Source organism: Paraburkholderia panacisoli, from assembly GCF_008369935.1.
GTDB classification, from domain to species: domain Bacteria; phylum Pseudomonadota; class Gammaproteobacteria; order Burkholderiales; family Burkholderiaceae; genus Paraburkholderia; species Paraburkholderia panacisoli.
In genome coordinates, this window is record NZ_VTUZ01000024.1 from 54,937 (window position 1) to 79,966 (window position 25,030).

The 25,030-nt window shown below is 64.6% G+C and carries 24 protein-coding genes and 1 pseudogene; 10 read left to right on the forward strand and 15 right to left on the reverse strand.

What is annotated here, in order from left to right; translation table 11 throughout:
* Window positions 1-15: 15 nt before the first annotated feature.
* The 12 genes and pseudogenes from araG to mpl form a co-directional block, all read right to left on the reverse strand.
* Complete coding sequence (araG, locus tag FVF58_RS29995; RefSeq protein ID WP_149673401.1) at window positions 16-1,554, reverse strand: L-arabinose ABC transporter ATP-binding protein AraG; 1,539 nt, start codon at window positions 1,552-1,554, stop codon at window positions 16-18.
* A gap of 404 nt (window positions 1,555-1,958) precedes the next feature.
* Window positions 1,959-2,957 carry an arabinose ABC transporter substrate-binding protein gene (locus FVF58_RS30000; RefSeq protein ID WP_149673402.1) on the reverse strand — a complete coding sequence of 333 codons (999 nt, stop codon included), beginning with the start codon at window positions 2,955-2,957 and terminating at the stop codon, window positions 1,959-1,961.
* 133 nt (window positions 2,958-3,090) lie between these two features.
* Window positions 3,091-3,867 (reverse strand): SDR family oxidoreductase, encoded by a 777-nt coding sequence (locus tag FVF58_RS30005; RefSeq protein ID WP_149673403.1) that lies wholly within the window; start codon window positions 3,865-3,867, stop codon window positions 3,091-3,093.
* Window positions 3,864-4,544, reverse strand: a complete 681-nt coding sequence (locus tag FVF58_RS30010) for a 2-dehydro-3-deoxy-6-phosphogalactonate aldolase (RefSeq protein ID WP_149673404.1) — start codon at window positions 4,542-4,544, stop codon at window positions 3,864-3,866. The genes FVF58_RS30005 and FVF58_RS30010 overlap by 4 nt, the downstream gene beginning before the upstream one ends.
* A gap of 36 nt (window positions 4,545-4,580) precedes the next feature.
* On the reverse strand, window positions 4,581-5,642 hold the full coding sequence (locus FVF58_RS30015; protein ID WP_149673405.1) for a 2-dehydro-3-deoxygalactonokinase: 1,062 nt from the start codon (window positions 5,640-5,642) through the stop codon (window positions 4,581-4,583).
* Window positions 5,639-6,598 carry an IclR family transcriptional regulator gene (locus tag FVF58_RS30020; protein WP_149673406.1) on the reverse strand — a complete coding sequence of 320 codons (960 nt, stop codon included), beginning with the start codon at window positions 6,596-6,598 and terminating at the stop codon, window positions 5,639-5,641. Before FVF58_RS30020 ends, FVF58_RS30015 begins: the two co-directional genes overlap by 4 nt.
* Window positions 6,599-7,043: 445 nt before the next feature.
* A pseudogene (locus tag FVF58_RS30025) lies at window positions 7,044-7,466 on the reverse strand (citrate-proton symporter); the annotation flags it as partial.
* A gap of 23 nt (window positions 7,467-7,489) precedes the next feature.
* On the reverse strand, window positions 7,490-8,212 hold the full coding sequence (gene mtgA, locus FVF58_RS30030) for a monofunctional biosynthetic peptidoglycan transglycosylase (RefSeq protein WP_149673407.1): 723 nt from the start codon (window positions 8,210-8,212) through the stop codon (window positions 7,490-7,492).
* Between the two features lie 49 nt (window positions 8,213-8,261).
* Window positions 8,262-9,125, reverse strand: coding sequence for a shikimate dehydrogenase (gene aroE / locus FVF58_RS30035; protein WP_149673408.1), 864 nt, complete (start codon window positions 9,123-9,125; stop codon window positions 8,262-8,264).
* Window positions 9,122-11,239 (reverse strand): ribonuclease catalytic domain-containing protein, encoded by a 2,118-nt coding sequence (locus FVF58_RS30040; protein WP_149673409.1) that lies wholly within the window; start codon window positions 11,237-11,239, stop codon window positions 9,122-9,124. The genes aroE and FVF58_RS30040 overlap by 4 nt, the downstream gene beginning before the upstream one ends.
* Before the next feature lie 211 nt (window positions 11,240-11,450).
* Entirely contained in the window at window positions 11,451-12,053 is a 603-nt protein-coding gene (locus FVF58_RS30045; protein ID WP_149673410.1) for a YqiA/YcfP family alpha/beta fold hydrolase, read from the reverse strand.
* Complete coding sequence (gene mpl, locus FVF58_RS30050) at window positions 12,050-13,444, reverse strand: UDP-N-acetylmuramate:L-alanyl-gamma-D-glutamyl-meso-diaminopimelate ligase (protein ID WP_149673411.1); 1,395 nt, start codon at window positions 13,442-13,444, stop codon at window positions 12,050-12,052. Before mpl ends, FVF58_RS30045 begins: the two co-directional genes overlap by 4 nt.
* Window positions 13,445-13,645: 201 nt before the next feature.
* Between mpl and FVF58_RS30055 the strand changes: the two genes are divergently transcribed.
* From FVF58_RS30055 to FVF58_RS30100, 10 genes are all read left to right on the forward strand, one after another.
* Complete coding sequence (locus FVF58_RS30055; protein WP_149673412.1) at window positions 13,646-14,299, forward strand: UDP-N-acetylmuramate--alanine ligase; 654 nt, start codon at window positions 13,646-13,648, stop codon at window positions 14,297-14,299.
* Window positions 14,300-14,310: 11 nt separating this feature from the next.
* Window positions 14,311-14,859, forward strand: coding sequence for a TlpA family protein disulfide reductase (locus FVF58_RS30060; RefSeq protein WP_149673413.1), 549 nt, complete (start codon window positions 14,311-14,313; stop codon window positions 14,857-14,859).
* A gap of 194 nt (window positions 14,860-15,053) precedes the next feature.
* Complete coding sequence (aroQ, locus tag FVF58_RS30065) at window positions 15,054-15,509, forward strand: type II 3-dehydroquinate dehydratase (RefSeq protein ID WP_149673414.1); 456 nt, start codon at window positions 15,054-15,056, stop codon at window positions 15,507-15,509.
* A gap of 68 nt (window positions 15,510-15,577) precedes the next feature.
* Window positions 15,578-16,045 (forward strand): acetyl-CoA carboxylase biotin carboxyl carrier protein, encoded by a 468-nt coding sequence (gene accB, locus FVF58_RS30070; protein WP_149673415.1) that lies wholly within the window; start codon window positions 15,578-15,580, stop codon window positions 16,043-16,045.
* 115 nt (window positions 16,046-16,160) lie between these two features.
* Window positions 16,161-17,528 (forward strand): acetyl-CoA carboxylase biotin carboxylase subunit, encoded by a 1,368-nt coding sequence (accC, locus tag FVF58_RS30075; protein ID WP_149673416.1) that lies wholly within the window; start codon window positions 16,161-16,163, stop codon window positions 17,526-17,528.
* Window positions 17,529-17,531: 3 nt separating this feature from the next.
* Entirely contained in the window at window positions 17,532-18,434 is a 903-nt protein-coding gene (prmA, locus tag FVF58_RS30080) for a 50S ribosomal protein L11 methyltransferase (protein ID WP_149673417.1), read from the forward strand.
* A 48-nt stretch (window positions 18,435-18,482) separates the two neighbouring features.
* The gene (locus tag FVF58_RS30085) at window positions 18,483-19,805 is read left to right on the forward strand and encodes a zinc-ribbon and DUF3426 domain-containing protein (protein ID WP_149673418.1); all 1,323 of its coding nucleotides are present in this window, start codon (window positions 18,483-18,485) and stop codon (window positions 19,803-19,805) included.
* Window positions 19,806-19,877: 72 nt separating this feature from the next.
* Window positions 19,878-20,378 carry a thiol peroxidase gene (gene tpx / locus FVF58_RS30090; protein ID WP_149673419.1) on the forward strand — a complete coding sequence of 167 codons (501 nt, stop codon included), beginning with the start codon at window positions 19,878-19,880 and terminating at the stop codon, window positions 20,376-20,378.
* A 96-nt stretch (window positions 20,379-20,474) separates the two neighbouring features.
* Window positions 20,475-21,413 (forward strand): carbohydrate kinase family protein, encoded by a 939-nt coding sequence (locus FVF58_RS30095; protein WP_149673420.1) that lies wholly within the window; start codon window positions 20,475-20,477, stop codon window positions 21,411-21,413.
* A gap of 25 nt (window positions 21,414-21,438) precedes the next feature.
* Window positions 21,439-21,915, forward strand: coding sequence for an outer membrane lipoprotein (locus FVF58_RS30100; RefSeq protein ID WP_149673421.1), 477 nt, complete (start codon window positions 21,439-21,441; stop codon window positions 21,913-21,915).
* Window positions 21,916-22,237: 322 nt separating this feature from the next.
* Here FVF58_RS30100 and FVF58_RS30105 read toward each other — a convergent pair whose 3' ends face one another.
* From FVF58_RS30105 to FVF58_RS30115, 3 genes are all read right to left on the reverse strand, one after another.
* On the reverse strand, window positions 22,238-22,870 hold the full coding sequence (locus FVF58_RS30105; RefSeq protein WP_149673471.1) for a histone H1-like DNA-binding protein: 633 nt from the start codon (window positions 22,868-22,870) through the stop codon (window positions 22,238-22,240).
* 30 nt (window positions 22,871-22,900) lie between these two features.
* Window positions 22,901-23,218 (reverse strand): hypothetical protein, encoded by a 318-nt coding sequence (locus FVF58_RS30110; protein ID WP_149673422.1) that lies wholly within the window; start codon window positions 23,216-23,218, stop codon window positions 22,901-22,903.
* Window positions 23,219-23,304: 86 nt separating this feature from the next.
* Window positions 23,305-24,528, reverse strand: a complete 1,224-nt coding sequence (locus tag FVF58_RS30115; RefSeq protein WP_149673423.1) for a ribonucleotide-diphosphate reductase subunit beta — start codon at window positions 24,526-24,528, stop codon at window positions 23,305-23,307.
* Window positions 24,529-25,030: the final 502 nt, after the last annotated feature.

Genomic DNA, 25,030 nt, shown 5'->3' on the forward strand with positions numbered 1-25,030 from the left:
GCGTCCGAATAATGTTCAGGCCGCCTGCTGGGCAGCGGTTTCGGCTCCGGGCAGCGCGGTCGAGCTCTGCGGCAGCGCGAGGCTCAACACCGATTGTTCCGTTGCATCACGGCGCGACAGTTCGCCGGAAATCCGGCCTTGGCGCATCACGACGATCCGGTCGGACACGCCGAGCACTTCCGGCAATTCCGACGAAATCATCACGATCGCGCAGCCGCGCTCGGCCAGCTGATAGATCACGTTGTAGATTTCATGCTTCGCGCCGACGTCGATACCGCGCGTCGGCTCGTCGAGAATCACGACCTTCAGATCCGGCTCGGCAAGCCAGCGCGACAGAATCGCCTTCTGCTGATTGCCGCCCGACAGGAAACGGATCTTCTGGCGGCGGCTCGGCGTCTTGATCTTCAGCAGCTTGATGAAACGGTCCGCGGTTTCCGCTTCCTTCTTGCGATCGAGGAACATCCCCGCGCGCAGATAGTGTCGGCGGCAGCTGATGTTGATGTTCTCCGACACCGTCGCCATCGCGACAATGCCCTCTTCCTTGCGATCCTCCGGGCACAACACGATGCCGTGTCTGATCGCTTCGCCCGCGCTGCGCACCTTGATCGGCTTGCCGTCGAGCAACAGCTCGCCGCCCTTCTTGTGATCGGCGCCATACACCAGATGCATCAGCTCGCTGCGGCCCGCGCCCACCAGACCGAAGAAGCCGACGATCTCGCCGCGCCGCACCTCGAAGCTGGCCGGCTGCGCGAGCGCATGGCCCTCGATCGCTTTCGCCGCGAAGCGCACTTCGCCGAGCGGGCGCGCCGAATAGTTGTAGATATCCGAAATTTCACGCCCGACCATCTCGCTGACGATGGTGTCGCGCGACACGCCTTCGAGCGTCGGATGCGACGCGATCTTGCGGCCGTCGCGGAAGATCGTGCAGGCGTCGCACAACTCGTAGATCTCGTCCATCCGGTGCGAGATGTAGATCATCGCGCGGTTGTCGGCGCGCAGATCCCGCACCAGCTTGAACAGCACTTCGGTCTCTCGATGCGACAGCGAGCTGGTCGGCTCGTCGAGCGCGATCACGCGCGCGTTGCGCAACAGCGCCTTGCAGATTTCGACCATCTGCCGTTGCGCGATCGACAGCTTGCGCAGCTTCGCGTTCGGATCGAGCGCAACGCCCATCGCTTCGAGACGTTCGCGCACGAAACGCTTGGCTTCGCGCTTGTTGACCCAGCCGAGCGAGTTCGGCAACTGGCCGAGCAGCAGGTTTTCCGCGACCGTCATATCGGGGACGTATTGCAGCTCCTGGTGAATCACCGCAATCCCCGCCGCGATCGACGCCGCCGCGCTAGAGAAGCGCACCTCGTTGCCGTCGATCATCACGCGGCCCGAGTCGGGCTGATATTCACCGCCGAGAATCTTCAGCAGGGTCGATTTCCCTGCGCCGTTTTCGCCCATCAGGCCGTGAACCTGGCCGACGTTGACCTCGAAGGACACACCGTCGAGCGCACGCACGCCTGGAAAGACTTTGCCGATATTGTCAAAACGTAGCGTCGCTGACACTTCGCCTCCTGTGTCGACAGGAGTTAGCGCTTTAGCGCTTACTCCTGTCCCATGCAAGTTATTGCGGTCGACAGGAGTTAGCGCTTTAGCGCTTACTCCTGTCCCATGCAAGTTATTGCGGTCGACAGGAGTTGGCGCTTTAGCGCTTACTCCTGTCCCATGCAAGTTATTGCGGTCGACAGGAGTTAGCGCTTTAGCGCTTACTCCTGTCCCATGCAAGATAGTTGCTGCTTCATATGAACCGCGCCTCGCCGTGTCTCGTACCTCATCCCTCACGGACAGACGCAAAGCATGGCTTGCCTCTACTGCTGATCTTTTTTTTGCTGCCGCCGGCGCATCGCCCCCCGAATCGTTCGGAGAACCGCGCGCCGGCAGTTCACTTCATCGCACTGCGTCGCACACGCTTAATTCGCAGCGAGCCCCATCTTCTGGCGCACGTCGCTCACGTTCTCACGCGTGGCCAGCATGCCGGTCGTCAGCGTGAGCATCGGCGGTTCCTTGCCTTGCGTGATCCAGTCGTACATCAGCGTCGAGGTTTCTTCGCCGTGGCGCTTCGGGCTGATGATGACCGTGCCGTAGAAGCCCGTCGGCGTCGGCTTCTTGAACTCGTTCAACGCCGAGTCCGAACCGCCAATGCCGATACCGATCATGTTGTCCGCCTTGAAGCCGCGGCCTTCCGCTGCACGCACCGCGCCGAGCACGCCTTCGTCGTTCAGCGCGTAAGCAACCCAGTGTTTGTACTGCGGGTTCTTCGTCAGTGCGATGTTGGCGGCGTTGAACGCGTTTTCCGTGTCGGTCTTCGCTTGCGGCGCGGCGACGATGTTCGCCTTCGGGAAGCCGGCGGCCACCAGCGCGTCGGTCGCGCCGGTCGTGCGGTCATGAGCGGTCGGCAGCTGTTCGTAGGTCACGTCGATCGCGCCGACGTCCTTCATGTCCCAGCCGCGCTTCTTGATTTCCGCAGCCAGCCCGTCGCCGACCTGCTTGCCGATGTTGTACGCCGAGATGCCCATGTGCGGCACCGATGCGATCGGCTTGCCCGACCCATCGACCAGACGGTCGTCCACCGTCATCATCTTCAGGCCGTCGGCCTTCGCCTTCGCGACGATGCCCGGTCCGAGCTTGACGTCAGGGGTGCAGATCACGAAGCCTTGCGCCTTCTGCGCCGACAGATTGTCGATTGCGCTCATTACCTTCTCGCCCGATGGCGCGCCGATCTTCACCAGCGTGAAGCCCTTTTCCTTGGCGGCGATTTCGGCGAACTTCCATTCGTCCTGGAACCAGGGTTCTTCAGGCTGCTTCACGAGGAAGCCGATCTTGACCGGGTCGGCGGCTTGCGCGACCGGCGCGTTGAAGAGCACACCCGTCGCCGCTGCTGCCAGCGTGAGGAAAATTCTACGTTTCATGATGCGTGTCTCCTGACTAATTGATAACGAGAAGGTAAGCGGCCGCGTCTTCTTGTACCGGTGATGACACACGCGGCCAGCGCGTCGTCCGGTGTACTCTTTGCGCCCCTGCGCAACCTGCGTACTGCAAAAATCAGTCGTGATACAGCGCCGAGCGGCCGCCATCCACGGTGATGCAACTGGCGTTGATGAACGGTGCTTCGTCCGACGCGAGAAACACCGCGGTCATCGCCACTTCTTCCGGGCGGCCGATGCGCTTCATCGGTTGCAACTCGAGCGTCGCCTGCTGCGCGGCGGCCGGATCGGCTTGCTGGTCCCACCATTCGTGCGTCAACTGCGTTTCGATGTAGCCCGGCGCGATCGCGTTGACCCGCACGTTGCGCGGCGCGTATTCGATGCCGAGCGCGCGTGTCAGGCCGATCACACCGTGTTTGGCGACCGGATACGGGAAACAGCCCGGAATGATCTTGAACGCGTGTGTCGACGCGATGTTGATGATGCTGCCCGCACCGCGTTCGACCATGCCCGGCAACACCGCGCGGCAGCCGTTCCACACGCCGTCGAGATCGACCGCGAAGCAGCGGCGCCAGTCGTCGTCGGTCATGGTCAGCGGATCGCAGAACACGTTGATGCCGGCGTTGTTCACCAGCACGTCGAGCGCGCCGAAGGCCTGTTCCGCCTCGCTCACCGCCTGCCGAACCGACGCCGACTGCGTCACGTCCGTGTGCAGCGCGAGCACGCGTGCGCCGGTTTGCGCCTTGATGTGCTCGGCCGTCTGCTGCGCAGTGTCGATATCCAGCTCCGCCAGCAAGACCGACGCGCCCTCGCGTGCGAACGCGAGCGCGATCGCCGCACCGATGCCGCGCCCGGCGCCGGTGATCAACGCGGCTTTGCCGGCTAGCCGCTTCATTTCTTCACGCCCGCGCGGGCGATGCGCAAACCGTTGATGAACGCCTTCGCATGCGAGGCGGTCACAGCCGCGCTCTGACCCGGCTTGTACAGCGCCGAGCCGAGGCCGAAGCCGTTCGCGCCGGCGCTCAGGAACGGCCCCATGTTGTCCGGGTTGATGCCACCGACCGGCACCAGCGGCACCTGCGCCGCGATCACCGCGCGCCATGCCTTCACGACCTGGCAGCCGAGCTGTTCGGCGGGGAACATCTTCAGCACATCCGCGCCGTTCTTCAGCGCGATGAACGCTTCGGTCGGCGTGGCGACGCCCGGCGCGCAGGCGAGTCCCTGCGCTTTCGCGGCGATCACGACCTCAGGGTCGCTATGCGGCATCACGATCAGTTGGCCGCCCGCCTGCTTCACGTCGTTGACGAAACCCGGATGCAGCACGGTGCCCGCGCCGACGATCGCATCGGCCGGCAGCACCTTGCGGATCGCGGCAATGCTGTCGAATGGCTGCGGCGAATTCAACGGCACTTCGACGATGCGAAAGCCTGCTTCGTACAGCGCCTGACCGTGATCGGCCGCATCGGCGGGCGTCACGCCGCGCATGATCGCGATCAGCGGACAGACTTCGAACGCCGCGATCAGGCCCGCGTGCGGCATGTACGGGGCGGGCAGATTGATGTGAGGTTGCATGTCGGTTCCTTGTTTCGTGAGCGGCGGTGCGCCCGGTCAGCCCGCGCGCGCCGCGTGGGCGGCCGGATTGACGAGTCCCGCCTGCGAGGCGACGCGCCACAGGCCGCGCTCGGTGGCCTGCTTCACCAACGTCGCCTGGGTGCAGCCGAATTGCGCGAGCGCGAGACGATAACGCTCGCACAACGCTTCATTGCCGATCAGGCGCAGACTCTGCGCGGCAAGCGTGTTCTGCTGTTGCGTCAGCACGGCTTCGAGGCCGGCCAGTTCATGTCCGATCAGCAAGCCCGACAGATAGTCGGGCTGCGCGTCGCGCGCAAGCTGTCCGGTGAGGCCGAGCGTGCGCGTGCTGAAGACGGTCGCGAGCAGACCCGCCTGGCCCTTCTCGCGGGCAATGCTCACGCCATGCAGGAATGCTTCGGTATCCGGACGATCGGGCGTCACCATCGTGCGCCCTAGGATCGTATGCTCGCGCAGCGCCGCGAACACTTCGCCGGTCATGAACGTATGAAAACGCTCGATGCGCCCCGCCTGCACCACCGCCCATTTCGCGTGCGTGCCGGGCAGGCCGATCAGCGCGCGCTTGCCGATGTCGACGGCGTTCGCGTCCTCGCAGAGCGCACCGAAAATCTGCGTCTCTTCGCCGCGCATCACGTTGGGCAGTTCGCCGCGTTGCAGGACGCCCGGCACGATATGCAGCGTCGCACCGCACGCCGCCCTCACGCGGACGAGGCCGGCCACCAGCGCATCGGCGTTGGCCGGCGCGTCGACATACGGCGCCTCGACCCAGCCCTGCGCGCTGCCGACCATCCCCGCCGCGATCACCGGCACGGCCGGAGCGTATTGGAGCCACACGCCGCACGCGTCGTCGAAGGCCGCGTCGAAGCCGCCCTGTTCCGCGCGGCGCGGCAAATTCATGATGCCGGCCGTCGACGCACGCGTTGCCAGCACCTGGCCGTCGGCGTCGAAAAGATAGGCGCGCAGCGACGTCGTGCCCCAATCGAGCGCGATCAGCGCGGCGTGCGCAAAGTCAGCAGCGGCGTCGGCGACGCCTGCAACCGGGTGAACGCTTGCCGGTGTGGGAGAACCCGCTCGTTTCATCGCTTGATCCTGCGGGTGGTCGGTTGCGGAGCGCGCCAACCGAGTTCTTCCGAGATCGCGCGCGCTTCGCGCTGCACGACCGGAATCAGTTCGTCCATGCGTTCGAGCGGCATGTACGGGATCGTGCTCGCCACCGACAGCGCCGCCACCACCGAACCCGACGCATCGCGCACCGGGGCCGCGACGCAACGGATGGCCGCTTCGTTCTCTTCGAGGTCGAAGGTGTAGCCGCCGGCCGCGTAGTTGGTCATGCGCTGCATGAAGGTCGGCGCGTCGGGACGGTTGTCCGGCTTGAACGTGACACTGGCGAGCGCGCGACGCGACGCGTCGAAAAGCGACTGCCAGACATCCGGCGTGAGGTCGAGCATCATCGCCTTGCCGATTCCCGTCGACGCCAGCGGCATCCGGTGACCGACGCGCGAGCGCATTTCAAGGCCACGGGTGCCGGGAATCTTGTCGATGTACAGCACGTCGTCGCCGTCGCGCACGCCGAGGTGGATCGTGTCGAGCGTCTGCTCGGCAAGCGACTCCAGATGCGGACGCGCAACCGCGGTCAGCGGCATCTGTTCGAGCGCGATGGTGCCGAGCTCGATCAGCTTCGGGCCGAGCAGGTAGCCGCCTTGCACCTGACGCAGATAACGCGCCTGCACGAGGCTGCTGACCAGCCGGTGCGTGGTGCTGCGGGTCGTGCCGAGCGCGGCGCCGAAGGTGCGCAGATCACGCACGCCGGCGGCAGCGGCTTCGAGAATCGCCAGGCCGCGCAGCAGCGTTTGCGTGCCGGCCTGTTGCGGCGTGACGTCCAGCAGCGTGCTAGGCAGCGCGATGCCGTCGACGGCGGGCGGTTGAGCGCCGGCGCGCGGCGTCCTGGCCGCGGCGGGAGCCGGATGCGGCGCGGCGCTGGTCGCTTGATCGGCTTCGGACGTGCTCTCGGCGTGAGGGGGCATCGCTTTGTTCATGGCGATTGGCTGTGGGTGGTTTTTGCGCTTACAGCGCGGGGCCGGAGGAAAGGCCGTGAAGGTTCGTGCTGCTGCGGGCGCAACGGCGCCGCCTTTGGCTGGTAGGCATGGTTTGGCCTCGTCTCCGGTTTTTTTGCTTGTCGCTGTTCGCGTGGTCAGATTGCTGGGTTCTCTGACTCGCGTTGCATAGTGGTTTGGATTGTAGGGCTGTTTTTGAGAAATCTCCAATATGTGAATGTGAGATTCATATAATGGGATTTGGTGATTTTGAGGGATTCAGGGCCGCGAATTCCGGCATCGTGCGAGCGCCGTTGGTTTGTCCGTCTGGAACGCAAAAAAGCCCGCACGGAAGGCGGGCCGGCTTGGCTGGCGGCGCAGTTGCAGCAGAAGCTGCCGCCGGATTGGGGTGGTCCGCTGGCGCGGCCGTCGACGTGGATTTCGCGGGTTACGTCGACCTCACACCACCCCGCCAGCTGCTTCCCACCCCACCCCGCCGATAAAGCACCACCGTTGCGACCAATCCGCACACAGCCGCGAAGCTGAGCCAATACCCAGGCGCTGCCCAGGCGCCCGTCACCTGAATGAGATAAGTCGACACCGCCGGCGTGAAGCCACCAAAGATCGCCGTAGCAAGACTGAACGCGAGCGAGAAGCCCGCCACACGAACGTTCTCCGGCATCACCTCGGTGAGCGCGGCAACCATCGCGCCGTTGTACATGCCGAAGAAGAACGAAAACCACAGCAGCACGATCAGCATGCGCACGAAGCTCGGCGCCGCCAGCCACCACAGCGCCGGATACGCGGTCAGAATCGCGAGCACGGTAATGGCGATCAGAATCGGCCGGCGACCGATGCGATCCGACAGCGCGGCGCGGCCCGTGCAAAAGACGTTTATTCCGGCAGTTCGGCCGCGCCCATGCGCCGCGCGATCACGCGCGCGCGTTGGGCCAGATAGGCGGATCCCCGGTGCTCGTCGAAATATTTGGGCCGCGGCAGCATCACCGCGAGGCGCGCGGACTGCGCCGCGTTCAGCTTGCTCGCCGATGTCTTGTAGTAATACTGAGCGGCGGCCTCGGCCCCATACACGCCGTTGCCCCACTCGACGGAGTTCAGATAGATCTCGAAGATGCGTTCCTTATCCATCAAGGTTTCGAGCATCCACGTGATGATCAGCTCCTGGCCCTTGCGGATATAACTCTTCTCACGCGACAGAAACAGATTGCGCGCGAGCTGCTGGGTGATCGTCGAACCGCCGCGCACGATCCTGCCCTTCGCCTTGTTGCGCTCCCACGCTTGCAGGATCGCGTCGGTCTCGTAGCCGTTGTTGTTGACGAAATTCGCGTCTTCGGAAGCGATGATCGCGCGCTTCAGATTGCGCGAGATCTGCTCGTAGGGCACCCACGTATGCTGCACCGACAGATCCGGCCGATCCTGCGACAGGCGCCACGCGTCCGAGCGCATGAACGCGGTCGAGCGCGGATTCACGTAATTCCAGACCGCGATCTGTGTGAAGTAGAACGCCTGCGTCGCGAGCCACGCGATCACCAGCACGGCGCCCAGATAAACCATCCATCGCACCGGACTGGGCCGGCTTGCGCGCCGCGTTGCTGTCATCGTGCGTCCAGTCTTCGAGTGAGTGAGTTCCGCCAGGCGCCGCGCCGGTCTAGGGGTGCGACGGCGCCGTCAGCAGCGCCCGCAGTTCGGCCAGCACCGGCGCGCCGTCCGGCCGCACGCCGCGCCACACGTAAAACGATTCGGCGGCCTGCTCGACCAGCATGCCGAGACCGTCGGCGCTGCGCGCGCCGAGCTTGCGTGCGTGTTCCATGAAGACCGTCGGATGCGCGCCGTACATCATGTCGTACGCGAGCGTGCCGGTGCCGAACGCACGGTCGTCGCACTCGGGCAACGACGCGTCGAGGCTTCCCGCCGTCGCGTTGACGATCACGTCGTAGCTGCCCGCTTCGATCGCGCGCGCGCTGCCGCCCGTCAGACGGCACGCGGTGTCGCGCGCGGCCTGCGCGAACTGATCGACCAGCGCTTCGGCCTTCGCCGCAGTGCGGTTGACGATCGTCAGCGTGTGCGGCGTGCGCTCCAGCATCGGCAGCACCACGCCGCGTGCGGCGCCGCCCGCGCCGAGCAACAGAATGCGTGCGCCCTTGAGCGATACGCCGAGATTCACCTCGATGTCGCGCACCAGACCGAAGCCATCCGTGTTATCGCCGTAAACGCCGTGCGCGTCGATGCGCAACGTGTTCACCGCGCCGGCCGCCGCCGCGCGCGGCGAAAGCGTGTCGGCGAAAGCGTGCGCGTCGAGCTTGAACGGCACGGTCACGTTCAGGCCGCGCCCGCCCGCTTCGATGAACGCGCGCACGTGCGGCACGAACGCGTCCACCGGTGCGAGCAGGTGCCCGTATTCGACCGGCTCGCCGGTTTGCGCGGCGAAGCGGCCGTGAATGAACGGCGACTTGCTGTGGCCGACCGGGTTGCCGATGACCGCGTAGCGGTCGAGGGTTGCGGTGGTGCTCATCGTCCCGGCTCCGCCATGTGCTGATCAGCGGCGGCGCTGCCGCCGTCGGCGGCGTCCGCGGCGGTTGCGGCGGCGGCGGTGCCGTCCAGTTCGGCTTCGGCCTGGGCCTCGGCTTCGCCTTCGGCGCTGGCATCGGGTGCGTCGATGATTTCCTCGTCGCCTTCATCGCCCTCGTCGGCTTCCTCGGCTTCGCCGCCGCTCGTCACGGTCGGCGCGTCGAGCACGTGCAAGAGACGCACGGACGCTTCGACCGTCAGCTCGTCGAGCGACATCACTTCCATCTGCAAACGCGTGCCGCGTGCGTGCACGCCGAGACCCGGCACATGCAGCAGCAACGGAATCTCTTCGAGGCGCACCAGATCGCCCTTCACCACCGACGCCACCACCTGCTTGCGGTTCTCCTGCTTCAGCCAGCGCAGACACCAGAAGTACTCCATGCGGCGCTGATGATCGGCGTACGCGGTGTAGGTGTCGTCGAAGCCTTGCACGACGGCGAACAGATCGGCGTCTTTCGGCTTGAACGGCGCGGCCAGCTTCGCGGTCACGCCGTGCTGCACGCAGGCGATCAGCTGCCACTGGTTCACCAGGTCGACGTAACGGCGCAGCGGCGACGTGCTCCACGCGTATTGCGTGACGCCGAGGCCTTCGTGCGGCGCGGCGTTGGTCTGCATGCGCGTGCGCTTCGGCCCGCTCGGCGCGCCGAACGCGCGCTGCGTGCGGTAGATGCCCGGCACACCGTGGTCATGCAGGAACGCGCCCCACGACGAGTTCGCGAGAATCGCCAGCTCGGCGACGATCGTGTCGAGCGGCGAACCGCGCCGGCGCGGCGTGATCGTGATGTGCTCGCCTTCCACGTAGAAATTGAAATCCGTATTGCGCTGCACTTCGCGGCGCAGACCGTAGCCGGCGCGCGCGGCCTGGCGCTTTTCGAACAGCGCCTGCGCGAACGGCCACAGCACCGCGATGTCGTCCTTGTGCGGATAGTCGCCGGTGCCGGCGGCGAGCGCCTCTTCGGTGACGAGTTCGTCGAGCGTGTTGTGGCGCAGATTGTTCTTCACGAACACGCGCTCGGCGCGCGTTTCGCTCGCGACGATCTCCTGCGTCTCGCGATTGACGATCACATACAGCGAGAGCGCCGGCCGCAAGCCGCCTTCAGCCAGCGTGAACGCTTCGACGACGCTGTCGGGCAGCATCGTGATCTTGTCGCCCGGCATGTAGACGGTGGACAGACGCGTGCGCGCGATCGCGTCGACCTCGTCGCCACGCTGGATGCCGAGCGCCGGCGCGGCGATGTGCACGCCGATCCGCACGCGGCCGTCGGCCAGGTGCTCGACGGAGAACGCGTCGTCGATTTCCGTGGTGGTGATGTCGTCGATCGAGAACGCCTCGACGTCCGCTTGCGGCAGATCTTCCGGCAAGCCGCCGACGCTGACCGGCGCAAAGCCGGTGCCGTGCGGGAAGAATTCGGCGAGGAACTTCGCCTCGTGCAGCGCACGCGCCGACGGAATCGCGCCGCATTCGAGCATCAGGCGCGCCTGCGAAATGCCGCGCGACGCCGCCGCGCCTTCGAGCGCCTTGTATTCGATCGTGTTCTTGTCGGGCTTGGTGAGCAACGCGAGCGCGGTCTTGCCGATAAAGGCTTCGGGCAGCCGGCCGGCTTTCAGTTCGTCCTCGTAGCCCTGCTGCACCAGCGCCTGCTGACGCTTGCGCTCCAGACCGGCGAGCGCCATCTTCAGCTGTTCCTGCGGCGCGCGCTGATACATTCCGCGGCCCTTACGGCGGAAGTACACCGGCGCGCCGTGCATGCGCAGCACCAGCGCGGCGCGTTCGATCGAACCGAAGCTTTCGCCGAAGTACTCGGCGCCCAGCGTGGCGAACGGGAATTCGTCGTCAGGCGCGCATTCCCACAGGAAATCCAGGTCGATGTCCTGCGCGGCGGCGTCGGCCTGCTGCATCAGTTCGGCCGCGCTCGGCTTGTCGAATTCGATCAGCACGTCTTTGGCGCGCACCTTCGCGCGCCGCCCGCCCGGCAATTCGACCTGAAACGCGTCGCCCTGGCGCGACAGCACGCTGCCCGCCTTGAAACTGCCCGATTCCTCGAAGAAAACGTTCACTCAATACTCTCGTTCTGACTTGCATCTGCCGGCGCGCCCGATCCGTTTCAGCGATCGGTCACTGCGTGCGCGGCACGGCAACGTGTTCGTGGTAGTGGATCCGCGGCGCGATACGCGCGCGCCGGCGGGTTGAATCTGGTGACGGGCTGCAGCCTGCGAGGACCGCTCGCCTTAGTTTGCGTCTGTTTGCGTCTAGTTGCGTCGCTTCGCCTCAGGCCGCCTCGCACGGCGCCGGCGGCTCGACGTCTTCGGCGTCGCAAAAGGCCAGCACTTCGTCGACGTACTGGGCGAACTCGCTGATCGCGTGGTCGCTTCCTTCGATCAGCGTAGTGCGTGCGCCCGGATAATGGGCGAGCATTTCGCGGTAGTCGAGCACTTCGTCGCCGGTGGCGGCCAGCAAATAATACCGTTCGGGCCGCGTGATCGACGCGACGCCGAGCGCGCGCAGCTCGTCCAGATGATATGGCTCGACGACGATGCTGCCGCCGCCGTGCCACAGCGGCTGCTCGCCGAGATACGCGCTCAGATCGCGCTGCGGTACGACCGCCGGGTTCAGCAGCACGGCCGGCCAGCCGTGCTTCTCCGCCAGATGCGTGGCGAAATAGCCACCGAGCGAGCTGCCGATCAGCGTCACGCGATTCGTACCGGCAGCAGCCACCAGCGATTCGGCGAGCGCCACCGTCTCGAACGGCGAGACGGGCAGCAGCGGGCAACACCATTCGTCGGCGCGGCCCAGTTCGGCCAGACGCGCCGCCAGCAGGCGCGCCTTGAACGAATTGGGTGACGAGCGGAAACCGTGCAGATAGAGAATCACGAAGTGCCTCGCGCGGAAAGGGCGTCGAGCAGTTTCTGATGCACGCCGCCGAAGCCGCCGTTGCTCATCACCAGAAGCTGATCGCCGGGGCGCGCTGCGTGGACCACTGCTTTGACGAGCGCGTCGAGATTGTCGAAGGCCTGCGCCTTGCCGCCGAGCGGCGCGAGCGCTTCGCCAAGATTCCAGCCGAGCGCGTCGCGTCCGCTCGGCGCGCCGTAGCCGAACACGAGATCGGCGTCGGCGAGGCTGGCGGGCAATTGCGCTTTCATCACACCCAGCTTCATCGTGTTCGAGCGCGGCTCCAGCACCGCGAGAATCCGCGTGTTGTCGCGGCCGACGCGCGCGCGCAGGCCGGCTACCGTGGTGTCGATCGCGGTCGGGTGATGCGCGAAATCGTCGTACACAGTCACGCCGTCGACGCTGCCGCGCACTTCCATGCGGCGCTTCACATTACGAAAGCTCGCCAGCGATTTCGCGGCCTGCGCCGGCGGCACGCCGACGTGACGCGCGGCGGCGATCGCGGCCAGCGCGTTCATGCGGTTGTGCTCGCCCTGCACCTGCCACTCGACCACGCCGACGCGCTCGCTGTTGTGATACACCGCGAAGCGCTCGTCGACCGGCACGCCGGTTTCGGCGGGCAAGGTTTCCCAGCCGCCCTGCACGCCGAAGCGCTCGACTCCGCTCCAGCAGCCGCGCGTCAGCACGCGCTCCAGCGCGTCCTCGCGGCCGTTCGTCACCACCCGGCCGATGCTTGGCACCGTGCGGACCAGGTGATGGAACTGCGTTTCGATCGCGGCCAGATCCGGGAAGATGTCGGCGTGATCGAATTCGAGGTTGTTCAGCACCGCGGTCTTGGGCCGGTAATGGACGAACTTCGAACGCTTGTCGAAGAACGCGGTGTCGTACTCGTCGGCTTCGATCACGAAGAAGCTCGAATCGGTGAGCCGCGCCGACACGCCGAAATTCAGCGGCACGCCGCCGATCAGGAAGCCCGGATTAAGGCCGGCGTCTTCGAGCAGCCAGGTGAGCATCGAACTAGTGGTGGTCTTGCCGTGCGTGCCGGCCACTGCCAGCACCCACTTGCCGTTCAGCACGTGCTCGCCGAGCCACTGCGGGCCGGACACATACGGCAGACCGCGGTCGAGGATCGCTTCCATCAGCGGGTTGCCGCGCGAGACCACGTTGCCGATCACGAACAGATCCGCGTTCAGGCCGTTCAACTGGTCCGCGTCGTAACCCTCGATCAGACGGATGCCTTGCGCTTCGAGCTGCGTGCTCATCGGCGGATAGACGCCGGCGTCGCAACCCGTCACGGTGTGGCCCGCGCCGCGCGCGAGCACCGCGAGACCGCCCATGAACGTGCCGCAGATGCCGAGGATGTGGATGTGCATAAGCCTGTCGTGCCGCGCGGGCGTTTTTTTGCGAGGGATGGAGGTGCAAAAACGGCCGGAACGACCGTCTGCAAAGGACGCTATTGTAACCGACAGCTCCCGCTCGCCCATGAACGCGCGCCCGCGCCGCGCTGCCCCGGCGCTCGTCCCGTCCCGCCCCGCCCAGAAAGGCGCATCGTCAATCTCTAGTATGATTGACGGATGATTCGCAAATCACATTTCGATCCGCAGCGCGTGCGCGAGGAAATCGCTATCGCGGCTGCGCGCATGATCGCCGAAGACGGTCTGGACTACGCTACGGCCAAGCGCAAAGCGGCCCGGCAAGTCGTCGGCGAGACTCGTGTTGCCGGCGAATGGCTGCCGGATAACGACCAGATCGAGGAAGAAATCCGCGAGTATCAGTCGCTCTTCCAGGGCGACAGCCAGCCGGCGCTGTTGCGGCGGCTGCGCCTCATCGCGATCGACTGGATGGAGCGGCTCGCGGCGTTCAACCCCTATCTGACCGGCGCGGTGCTGGGCGGCACGGCGGGCGAACACTCGGATGTGCATCTGCAGGTGTTCTGCGACAACCCGAAGGAAGTCGCCATCTATTTCCTGAACGCCAACATTCAGTACGACGTGTCGGAAACGCGGCATTTCGCCGGACGCGGCTATGTCGAGACGCTGAGCTTCCTGTGGCGCCCGGAGAACGAAGGGCGTGATGCGGAATCGGCCGGCATTCACGTCGCGCTGTACGAAACCGACGACCTGCGCGGCGCGGTCCGCGCCGACGCGCGCGGCCGCACTGCCCGGGCAAACCTGCAGGCGGTCCAGGCGTTGCTCAACAGCGGCGAAGTCACCCCTTCAACTAATTAGACAGACCAACAATGAACACGAGACGGATTCTGGCGGGCGCGCTGGTGGCAATCGTCGCTGCGGGCGGCGGCGTGCTGGCCAACCATTGGCTCAACGGCGGCACCGAAGTGGCCCACGCGGCCCAGGCCGGTTCGCAGCAAAGCGCGGTCGAGCAACTGTGGAGCGCGCCAGTCACGAGCGTCGACGGAAAGGCGCAGTCGCTAAGTTTGCTCAAAGGGCACCCAATCGTCGTCAACTTCTGGGCGTCGTGGTGCGGTCCTTGCGTCGAGGAAATGCCTGCCCTGTCGCAACTTCAACGCGAGTACGCGAAAAAAGGCATCCAGTTCGTCGGACTTGGTGTGGATTCCGGCAAGAACGTGCAAGCCTTCCTGCAGAAAGTGAAGGTGGCCTACCCGGTCTACGTGACCGGCTTCGGCGGCGCCGACCTCGCGCGCGCGTTCGGCAACAATGCGGGCGGCCTGCCGTTCACGGTCGTGATCGACGCCAAAGGCAATGTGCGCTCGACAAAATTAGGCCAGATCGACCCCGCAGCCCTCAGACAGACGCTCGACGCGCTTTAAATTCCACATTCTATTGACGTTCAAATCCGCGCGGAACGCGCAAAAATACGCGCACTTCAAGCGAAATTGAGAGAAGATGGGCGCCCCGACTGATGGCGGTCGGACGCCAGAATCGCTCCACACGTGCGGGAAACTAGACAAGTTTCTCTAATCAGCGCTAAAGTGCGCCCAATTCCACGGAAAAAGAAGCGACCATGACGCGACTGCTGGTACTGCACGGACCCAACCTCAACCTTCTCGGCACCCGGGAACCCGAGGTCTACGGTCACGTGACCTTGCCGCAGATCGATCAAGCGCTGGCCGACCGCGCGACGGACGCCGGCGTCGAGCTCGCGTCGTTCCAGAGCAATCACGAAGGCGCTCTGGTCGATCGCATCCAATCCGCGCGGACTGAAAAAACCGATTTCATACTGATCAATCCCGCCGCGTACACGCACACGAGCGTGGCCATTCGGGACGCACTGGCGGGGGTCGGCATCCCGTTCGTCGAGATTCACTTGTCGAACGTGCATCGTCGTGAACCGTTCCGGCATCACTCGTATTTCTCCGACCAGGCTGAAGGCGTGATTTGCGGCCTCGGCTGGAAGGGATATCTGTACGCGCTCGAATTCGCGCTCGACCGGCTCGCGGCCGGCTCGTCGCGCGGCTGAATCCAAATACGTCTAATTTGAGCCGGCTCTCGCACGTGCCGGCACTACGCATTGAAAGGGGCTTCCTGATGGATCTACGTAAACTGAAAACTCTGATCGACCTCGTCTCGGAGTCCGGTATTTCCGAACTCGAAGTGACCGAGGGCGAAGGCAAGGTGCGCATCGTCAAGAACGCGCCGCCGGTTTACGTGCAGCCGTCCGCCTCCTACGCGCCGCAATACGCGCAGCCGGCTCCGGCCATGGGCGCTGAAGCGCCGGCTGTCGCCGCCGCCCCGGCTGCGCCGGCGGTTGCCGCGCCGCAGGGCCATGTGGTGACCTCGCCGATGGTCGGCACCTTCTACCGCGCGCCGTCGCCGGGCGCGGACCCGTTCGTCCAGGTGGGCGACACCGTCAAGGAAGGCCAGACGATCTGCATCATCGAAGCGATGAAGCTGCTCAACGAAATCGAGTCGGACAAGTCCGGCGTGGTGAAGGAAATCCTCGTCGAAAACGGCCAGGCGGTCGAGTACGGCCAACCACTGTTCGTGGTCGGCTAACGCGGCACTTATTGTTCGCCGCCCGCGCGCCGCTGTCGAGAGGCGCGCGACCGATCCTCTGAGGCGGCCGGTGTTGTGAGCAACCCGGCGCCCATTGATGAGTCGAAAACCCGCTATGTTTGAAAAAATCCTCATTGCCAATCGTGGCGAGATCGCGCTTCGTATTCAGCGCGCCTGCCGCGAACTCGGCGTCAAGACGGTCGTCGTCTATTCGGAAGCCGACAAGGAAGCCAAGTACGTCAAGCTCGCCGACGAGGCGGTTTGCATCGGCCCGGCGCCGTCGAATCTGAGCTATCTGAACATGCCCGCGCTGATCAGCGCGGCTGAAGTCACCGACGCCGAAGCGATCCACCCCGGCTACGGCTTCCTGTCGGAGAACGCCGACTTCGCCGAGCGCGTCGAGCAGTCCGGCTTCACCTTCATCGGCCCGCGCCCGGAAACGATCCGGATGATGGGCGACAAGGTTACGGCCAAGCAGACCATGATCAAGACCGGCGTGCCGTGCGTGCCGGGTTCGGAAGGCGCGCTGCCGGACGATCCGAAAGAGATCGTGAAGATTGCCCGCCAGGTCGGCTATCCGGTCATCATCAAGGCCGCCGGCGGCGGCGGTGGCCGCGGCATGCGCGTGGTCCACACCGAGGCGGCGCTCGTCAACGCGGTCAACATGACGCGTGAAGAAGCCGGCCGCGCGTTCGGCAACCCGCAGGTCTACATGGAGAAATTCCTGGAGAACCCGCGGCACATCGAAATCCAGGTGCTGTCCGATTCGTTCAGGAACGCGATCTGGCTCGGCGAGCGCGACTGCTCGATGCAGCGCCGTCACCAGAAAGTGATCGAAGAAGCGCCGGCGCCGGGCATCGCGCGCCGTCTGATCGACCGTATCGGCGATCGCTGCGCGGACGCCTGCAAGAAGATGGGCTATCTGGGCGCGGGCACGTTCGAGTTCCTGTACGAAAACGGCGAGTTCTACTTCATCGAAATGAACACGCGCGTGCAGGTCGAACACCCGGTGACCGAACTGATCACGGGCGTCGACATCGTGCAGGAGCAGATCCGCATCGCAGCCGGTGAAAAGCTCGCGTTCCGTCAGCGCGACATCACGTTCAAGGGTCATGCGATCGAATGCCGGATCAACGCCGAAGATCCGTTCAAGTTCATTCCGTCGCCGGGCCGTTTGACCTCGTGGCATATGCCGGGCGGCCCCGGCATCCGTGTCGATTCGCACGCGTACAACGGCTATTTCGTGCCGCCGAACTATGATTCGATGATCGGCAAGCTGATCGCTTACGGCGCCACGCGCGAACAGGCGATCAAGCGGATGCGCATCGCGTTGTCGGAAATGGTGGTCGAAGGCATTCAGACCAACATCCCGTTGCACCGCGAGCTGATGCTCGACGCGAAATTCGTCGAAGGCGGCACCAGCATTCACTACCTCGAAAACCGGTTGGCCGCGAAGCTGCAGGCCGCGCCGGAAGAAGCGTAAGTCATGAGCTACCGGGAATTGATCGCCGAGCTGGCACGCGAGCACGCGGAGGAGTTTTCCGACGCGTTGCTCGAGTTGGGCGCGTTGTCCGTATCGGTCGAAGACGCGGACGCCGACACGCCCGACGAACAGCCGCTGTTCGGCGAGCCCGGTCTCACGCCGGATCGCACGGCGTGGCAGCGTTCGCGCGTGATCGCGCTGCTCGCGCCGGAACACGAGCCGGCAGTGCTGCTGACCGCCGCGGCGAACGAGGTCGGGCTGGATGCCGCGCCGTCGTTCACTGTGCGGGAAGTCGAAGAGCAGGACTGGGTGCGGCTCACGCAGTCGCAGTTCGATCCGATTCCAATCGGCGAACGGATCTGGGTCGTGCCGTCATGGCACGATGCGCCGGACCCCGAAGCATTGGTGCTGGAGCTGGACCCGGGCCTCGCGTTCGGCACCGGCAGCCATCCCACCACGCGCCTGTGCATGGAATGGCTGGAGCAATCGGTCAAGCCCGAGCAGTCCGTGCTCGACTACGGTTGCGGCTCCGGCATCCTCGCGATCCTCGCGAAGAAGTGCGGCGCGAATCCGGTGTATGGCATCGACATCGACCCGCAAGCGGTCGAATCGGCGCGTCACAACAGCGAGCGCAACCGCGCCGAGGTGACGTACGGTTTGCCCGACGAATGTCCCACCGGCGAATTCGATATCGTGGTCGCCAATATCCTGTCCAATCCGCTCAAGCTGATGGCGTCGATGCTGTCGTCGAAGGTCAAGCCGGGTGGCCGGATCGCGCTGTCCGGCATTCTGGCGCGGCAGGCGGAGGAAGTCGCGCAGGTGTACGCGCGCTGGATCGATATCGGCGTATGGCGCGAACACGAAGGTTGGGTGTGTCTGACGGGAACACGTCGCGAAAGCCATTAGAATAAGGCGTATTGTCTAACCAACGGCCTACCGGCTTATCGGCTCAATATGCTCCTGGCGACGCGTTGCCCCTTCTGCGAAACCGTCTTCCGTCTTCAGCCGGCGCAGCTCGCACTGCGCCGCGGCCTCGTGCGCTGCGGGCATTGCCACGAAGCTTTCGACGCATCGAGCAGCCTGTTCGACATCACCGAGGGCGGTGACTTTTCCACCGCCAAACCGGTGGCCGCTGCCGCGGCGATCGAGGCGCTGTCGGGCGTGCGTCAGACAGGCCCCGACTTCAGCGCGGAAGGATGGAACCCCGGGGCGCCCACGCCCGACGCGGCCATCGACAATCGTCTGCTGCACAACGCCGGCAATGTGCCGCTAACGCCGGTCTCGACCGACGCGGGCGTCGCGCTTACGCCGGGCCACGCCGCCGAGCCGGAATTGCCGCCCGGCGCTTTCACGACGCTGCTGCCTCCCGACGACGAACCCGTGCTGGCCGACGCGCCGCTCGAACCTTTTGCGTATCAGCCCGAGGAAGAGCCGACGGTGGAAGAAGCGCCGCAGGTTTGGCACAAGACCGAACGCTCCTCCGAACCCGCTGTGGGCCAGACAGCGCGGGCACATGGCATCCCTGATAACGAACCGCATTTTGGCACGGCCGGTCTAGGCACGGCCGGTGTCGGAGCCGCTGGTTTGGGCGCGACGGCTGCAGGCTCGGCTGCGAACTCGGCTCCCTTCGGTGCCACCGCCGCCGCCGGCGGCTCGGGCACCGGCGGTCCCGGTGGTCGCGGCGTCGGCGGCCCGGCTTTCGCCGCTGCCAGCGGCGAGCCCTTCTCCGTCAATCCCGTGAACGACGGCAACGATCCGTTCCCCGTGATGCGCGAAAGCCGCCCCGGCGAAGCACGGCGCACCGGCTGGGCGATCGCCGCGTCGGTGGTGGGACTGCTGTTGGTCATCGGGCTGCTCGTGCAACTCGCGTGGTGGCAACGCGAAACGGTACAGGTGTACTTCCCGCGCTCGCAGACGCTGTATGCGAAGGCCTGCGCACAGCTCGGCTGCGAGGTGATGCCGCCGCACGACATCGACGGCTTGCAGGTCGAGCCGTCCGATCTGCGGCAGATCGACGGCCCGCACAAGCTCGAACTGAAGATGCCGCTGCACAACCGATTCAACATCGCGCTGGCCTACCCCGCCATCGAACTCACGCTGCTCGACGAACAGAACAACGTCGCGGTGCGGCGCGTGCTGTGGCCTCAGGATTATGTGCCGCCCGGCACGTCGATCGCGGCCGGGCTGCCGGCACACACGACGCAGACCATGATCGTGCATCTCGACACGGGCACGGCGATCGCATCCAATTTCCGCGTACAGATTTTTTATCCGTAACGCGCCCTCGCGCGCCCGGCCATGACCGGGCGCTTCACCGTCATTTCTGACGATTTTTCGGAGCACAACAACATGAGCCAAGTCACTCTGGGCGGCAACCCGATCGAAGTAGCCGGAACGTTTCCGTCAGTGGGCCAGAGCGCGGCCGCTTTCTCGCTGGTCGGCAAAGATCTGAAGCCCGTGTCGCTCGCCGATTTCGCCGGCAAGCGCAAGGTGCTGAACATCGTCCCGAGCCTCGACACGCCGACCTGCGCCACCTCGACCCGCAAGTTCAACGAAGCGGCCGCCAAGCTGACCAACACCGCCGTGATCGTCGTGTCGGGCGACCTGCCGTTCGCGGCCTCGCGCTTCTGCACGACCGAAGGCATCGAGAACGTCGTCACGGCCTCCACGTTCCGCGGCCACGAGTTCGCCCAGGCTTACGGCGTCGACGTGACGAGCGGTCCGCTGACCGGCCTGACGGCGCGCGCCGTGGTGGTGATCGACGAGAACGACAAGGTCGTGCACGCCGAGCTGGTCGGCGAAATCAAGAACGAGCCGAACTACGACGCAGCACTCGCCGCGCTGAAGTAAGCCTTTTGCGCACGAGCGACGGCGCCTCGCCTCGTGCGCGGCGCCGTCGCATCGTCACGCCCCCTCTCTCCAACGCTTTTTACAGGAACGCTCGCCTTGGCTACGCTCATTTGCGGCTCGCTCGCCTACGACAACATCATGACTTTCGAGGGACGCTTCCGGGAGCACATCCTGCCGGAGCAGGTCCACATCCTGAACGTCAGCTTTCTCGTGCCGACGATGCGCCGCGAGTTCGGCGGCTGCGCGGGCAACATCGCTTACGCGCTGCATCTGCTCGGCGGCGACGCACGCATCATGGGCACGCTCGGCTCGGTCGACGCGCAGCTTTACCTCGACCGCTTCGAGCAACTCGGGCTGTCGACGCAAAGCGTGCTCGTCGTGCCGGACGCCTACACGGCGCAAGCGATGATCACCACCGACCTGGAAAACAATCAGATCACCGCGTTCCATCCGGGCGCGATGATGCAGTCGCATCTGAACCGCGCAGACGAAGCGAAGGGCATTACGCTCGGCATCGTCGGACCGGACGGCTACGACGGCATGATCCAGCATTCGGAACATCTGGCGGCCGCCGGCGTGCCGTTCATCTTCGATCCTGGCCAAGGTTTGCCGCTCTTCGACGGCGATACGCTGCGCCGCATGATTGAACTTGCCACGTATGTAGCTGTCAACGATTACGAAGCCAAGCTGGTGAGCAACAAGACCGGCTGGTCGATCGAACAGATCGCCGGCAAGGTCGAAGCGTTGATCGTCACGCTCGGCGAACAAGGTTCGCAGATCCATCATGCCGGCGGTATCGAAGCGATTCCGGCGGTCAACGCAAAGCAGGTGCTCGACCCGACAGGCTGCGGCGATGCCTTCCGCGGCGGCTTGCTCTACGGCATCGAGAACAAGCTTGGCTGGGCCACCACGGGGCGCCTGGCAAGCCTGATGGGTGCACTGAAGATCGAGCATCAGGGCCCGCAAAACTATGCGCCCAGCCGGGCGGAAATCAACGAGCGGTTCGAGGGGGCATTCGGCTACAGCCTGCCTTAACACCGCGAGCCATGGGAGCTAGGGAATGAGGACAACGAATCGCCTGATAGTCGCCGCCTTGATCGCCGGGTCGCTGGCGATGTCGGGATGCGCGAGCAACAGTAGTTCTCCCAACGTCTTCACGGCGTCGCAGGCACAGCGCGAACAAACGGTCCGCATGGCTACGGTCGACAGTGTGCGCGCAGTGCGCATCAGCTCGAACAACGGCCAGCCGAGCGGCCTGGGTGCGGTTGGCGGCGGTGCCCTCGGCGCGCTGGCTGGCAGCTCGATCGGCGGCGGCCGCGGCTCGGTCGCCACGGGCATCATCGGCGGTATCGGCGGTGCGGTCGCCGGCAATGCGGTCGAGAACCGCGTTGCGATGCGCGACGGTGTCGAGATCACCGTGCGGCTCGACAACGGCGACATGCGTGCGATCACACAAACCACCTCCGGCGAAATCTTCCGCGCCGGCGATCGCGTGCGGCTCCTCTCCAGCGGCGGCGTCACGCGCGTCACGCACTAAAATTTCCCCTCTCGCGCGGCAGCCTACGGGTCGCCGCGACGACCTCACACGCATGCCCTCCCCTGTGCATGCGTGTTTTTTCGTCTGCATCTCGTCTGCATCTCGTCTGCATCTCGTCTGCCTGCTCGTCTGCCTGCTCGTCTGCCTGCTTCCAGCCAAACCGCTTTCAGCCGGTCGCGCACGCCCGCGCAAAAACCGCGGGCAAAAAAAATCCCGTCGCCGAGAACCGGCCACGGGATTCTGAACGAGTAGCGCTCATCACTGCCTGAGCGCTACCCGATCATCGGACACATCGTGCGACGTGTCGAAGTACTGCTACTGCTTACGGACGGCTGCCCGTCGGGAACGGCCATGCCGCTGCCGGGTTCAGCGCGGTCTTCACCGTCGCCGCCGGTGCGCTCGAGACAGCAGTCGCAGCGGGTGCAGGCGCAGCCTTCTTGGCGACAGCCTTCTTCGCAGGCGCAGCCTTCTTAGCAGGAGCGGCGGCCTTCTTCGCGGCAGCCTTCTTGGCAGGCGCAGCCTTTTTAGCAGCAGCCTTTTTCGCAGGCGCAGCCTTTTTAGCAGCGGCCTTTTTCGCAGGCGCAGCCTTCTTCGCTGCGGCCTTCTTCGCCGGTGCTGCCTTCTTCGCCGCGGCCTTCTTCGCCGGTGCTGCCTTCTTCGCTGCAACCTTCTTCACTGCAGCTTTCTTGGCCGGCGCTGCCTTCTTGGCCGCGACCTTCTTCACAGCGACTTTCTTCGCTGCGACTTTCTTGGCTGCAACCTTCTTGGCCGGCGCAGCTTTCTTCGCTGCAACCTTCTTAGCCGGCGCTGCCTTCTTCGCTGCAACCTTCTTCACTGCGACCTTCTTGGCAGCGACTTTCTTCGCCGGAGCAGCCTTCTTTGCCGGAGCAGCCTTCTTGGCTGCGACCTTCTTCGCTGCGGGTTTCTTAGCGGCGGCTTTCTTTGCGGTTGCCATCATTTTCTCCTTCAGGTTTTCAGATGAGAGTCAGTTCAAACTACACCCTTCGTCAAAACCCGCTTCCCGCGGACGCTTCTCAGGGCGCGCGCTACGAAGCGGGCTATTCATCGGCGTACGCAGGTGCTGCGCGCTTACGCTAATGAATGCGGTAAGGCGCGCCGTGCCAACAGGCACCGCGCGCCAGATCTGGTCGGCGTTGCACCGCAACGCCGGCAATTGCTTGATCGAGCCGCTGGCGGTGACGCCAGCGGCTTTTTCCGGGGGGAAGTTTGCCCATCCCACTGAAGGGTCCGCAAAGTGCCTGTCATGTTTGTGGGCCGCTAAGGCACCGGGCACGCTTTGCATCAGGCGGTTCTGCTCCTAACCAAATTTGCCGCGACCGAAGCCGGCGGCATCCCCATCGATGAATGCATCTGCGACACGAACCCGGCTTACTCCCAGGTCAGCGCACCGCCAGTTTGATATTCGATCACTCGCGTCTCGAAGAAGTTGCGCTCCTTCTTCAGGTCGATCATCTCGCTCATCCACGGGAACGGGTTTTCCTCGTTCGGGTACAGCGGATCGAGACCGATCTGCTGGCAACGGCGGTTGCAGATGAAGCGCAGATAGCTCTTGAACATCGACGCATTGAGGCCGAGCACCCCGCGCGGCATCGTGTCTTCAGCGTAACGATATTCAAGTTCGACCGCTTGCTGGAAGATCTCGCGGATTTCCGCGCGGAACTCAGCCGTCCAGAGTTGCGGGTTTTCGAGTTTGATCTGGTTGATCAGGTCGATGCCGAAGTTGCAGTGCATCGACTCGTCGCGCAGGATGTACTGGTACTGTTCCGCCGCGCCGGTCATCTTGTTCTGGCGGCCGAGCGCCAGGATTTGTGTAAAGCCGACGTAGAAGAACAGGCCTTCCATCACACAGGCGAACACGATCAGCGAGCGCAGCAGGGTCTGGTCTGCCTCGAGCGTACCGGTCTTGAAGGCCGGGTCGGTCAGCACGTGGATGTACGGAATCAGGAATTCGTCTTTCGCGCGGATCGAGGAAACCTCGTGATACGCGTTGAAGATTTCGCCTTCGTCGAGGCCCAGCGATTCGACGATGTACTGGTAAGCGTGCGTGTGGATCGCCTCTTCGAACGCCTGGCGCAGCAGAAACTGGCGGCATTCGGGCGCCGTGATATGGCGGTAGGTGCCCAGCACGATGTTGTTGGCGGCCAGCGAGTCGGCCGTCACGAAGAAGCCCAGGTTGCGCTTGACGATGCGGCGCTCGTCTTCGGTCAGCCCGTTCGGGTCTTTCCACAAGGCGATGTCGCGCGACATGTTCACTTCTTGCGGCATCCAGTGGTTGGCGCAACCAGCCAGATACTTTTCCCAGGCCCACTTGTACTTGAACGGCACCAACTGATTGACGTCGGTCTGGCCGTTGATGATGCGCTTGTCGGCGACATTGACCCGCGCTTCGGAAACGGCAGCCGTTCCAGCAGCGTGAGTGACGGGAGCGACAGCGATGTCGTTCGCGAACACGTCTTGAGCCGAGGGAGCATGAGGAGCGGAACGCGTTCCGATTTGCGAACCGACAGCCGATCCCGCTGCGTTGCGCAACGCATTCTGTTGCGCGCCGCTCGAGGGAGTTACGGCAGTGATCTCGTCATCCCAGTTGAGCATAAATGTCACCATCAATTTAGAACGGTTTGTACCATCTTTTCACGAGCGATAAAAGAGTTCGCTGATGAAAAATCCTGTTTTCGATTCGCGTTGCTACGTTCATACAACACTTTGTTCAACGGACTCTGTGTCACGCATGAAGTGACGCGTGTTGAACGTGTGTTGTCGGCGTGCTTCGCGATCTCGAAGAGCAACGTGTCGAAGTGACATTTCGCTGCTCTATCTATCTGTATTGCGGAGCGAGTCTGCAGCGTCTTGCGGTTGCTGACTGTGTTGCCTCGCGTGGTTCGTCGCTGTGCTTCGCGCAGCGCCGCGTTAGCCGCGCTGTCTGCTTCAACGGCGCTCGCGAGGTGAAGCCCGATGCGATGGCGAGCGATGCATGCGGCCGGTCAGGTTGATCGGCCCATCGATCGAAGCGTTTGCTACGCGCACTGTGTCGCGCGCTTCGTCTGGTGCTGCTGACGACTCCTGCCTGGCTTCGCTGCTGTCGATGAGCGGCGCG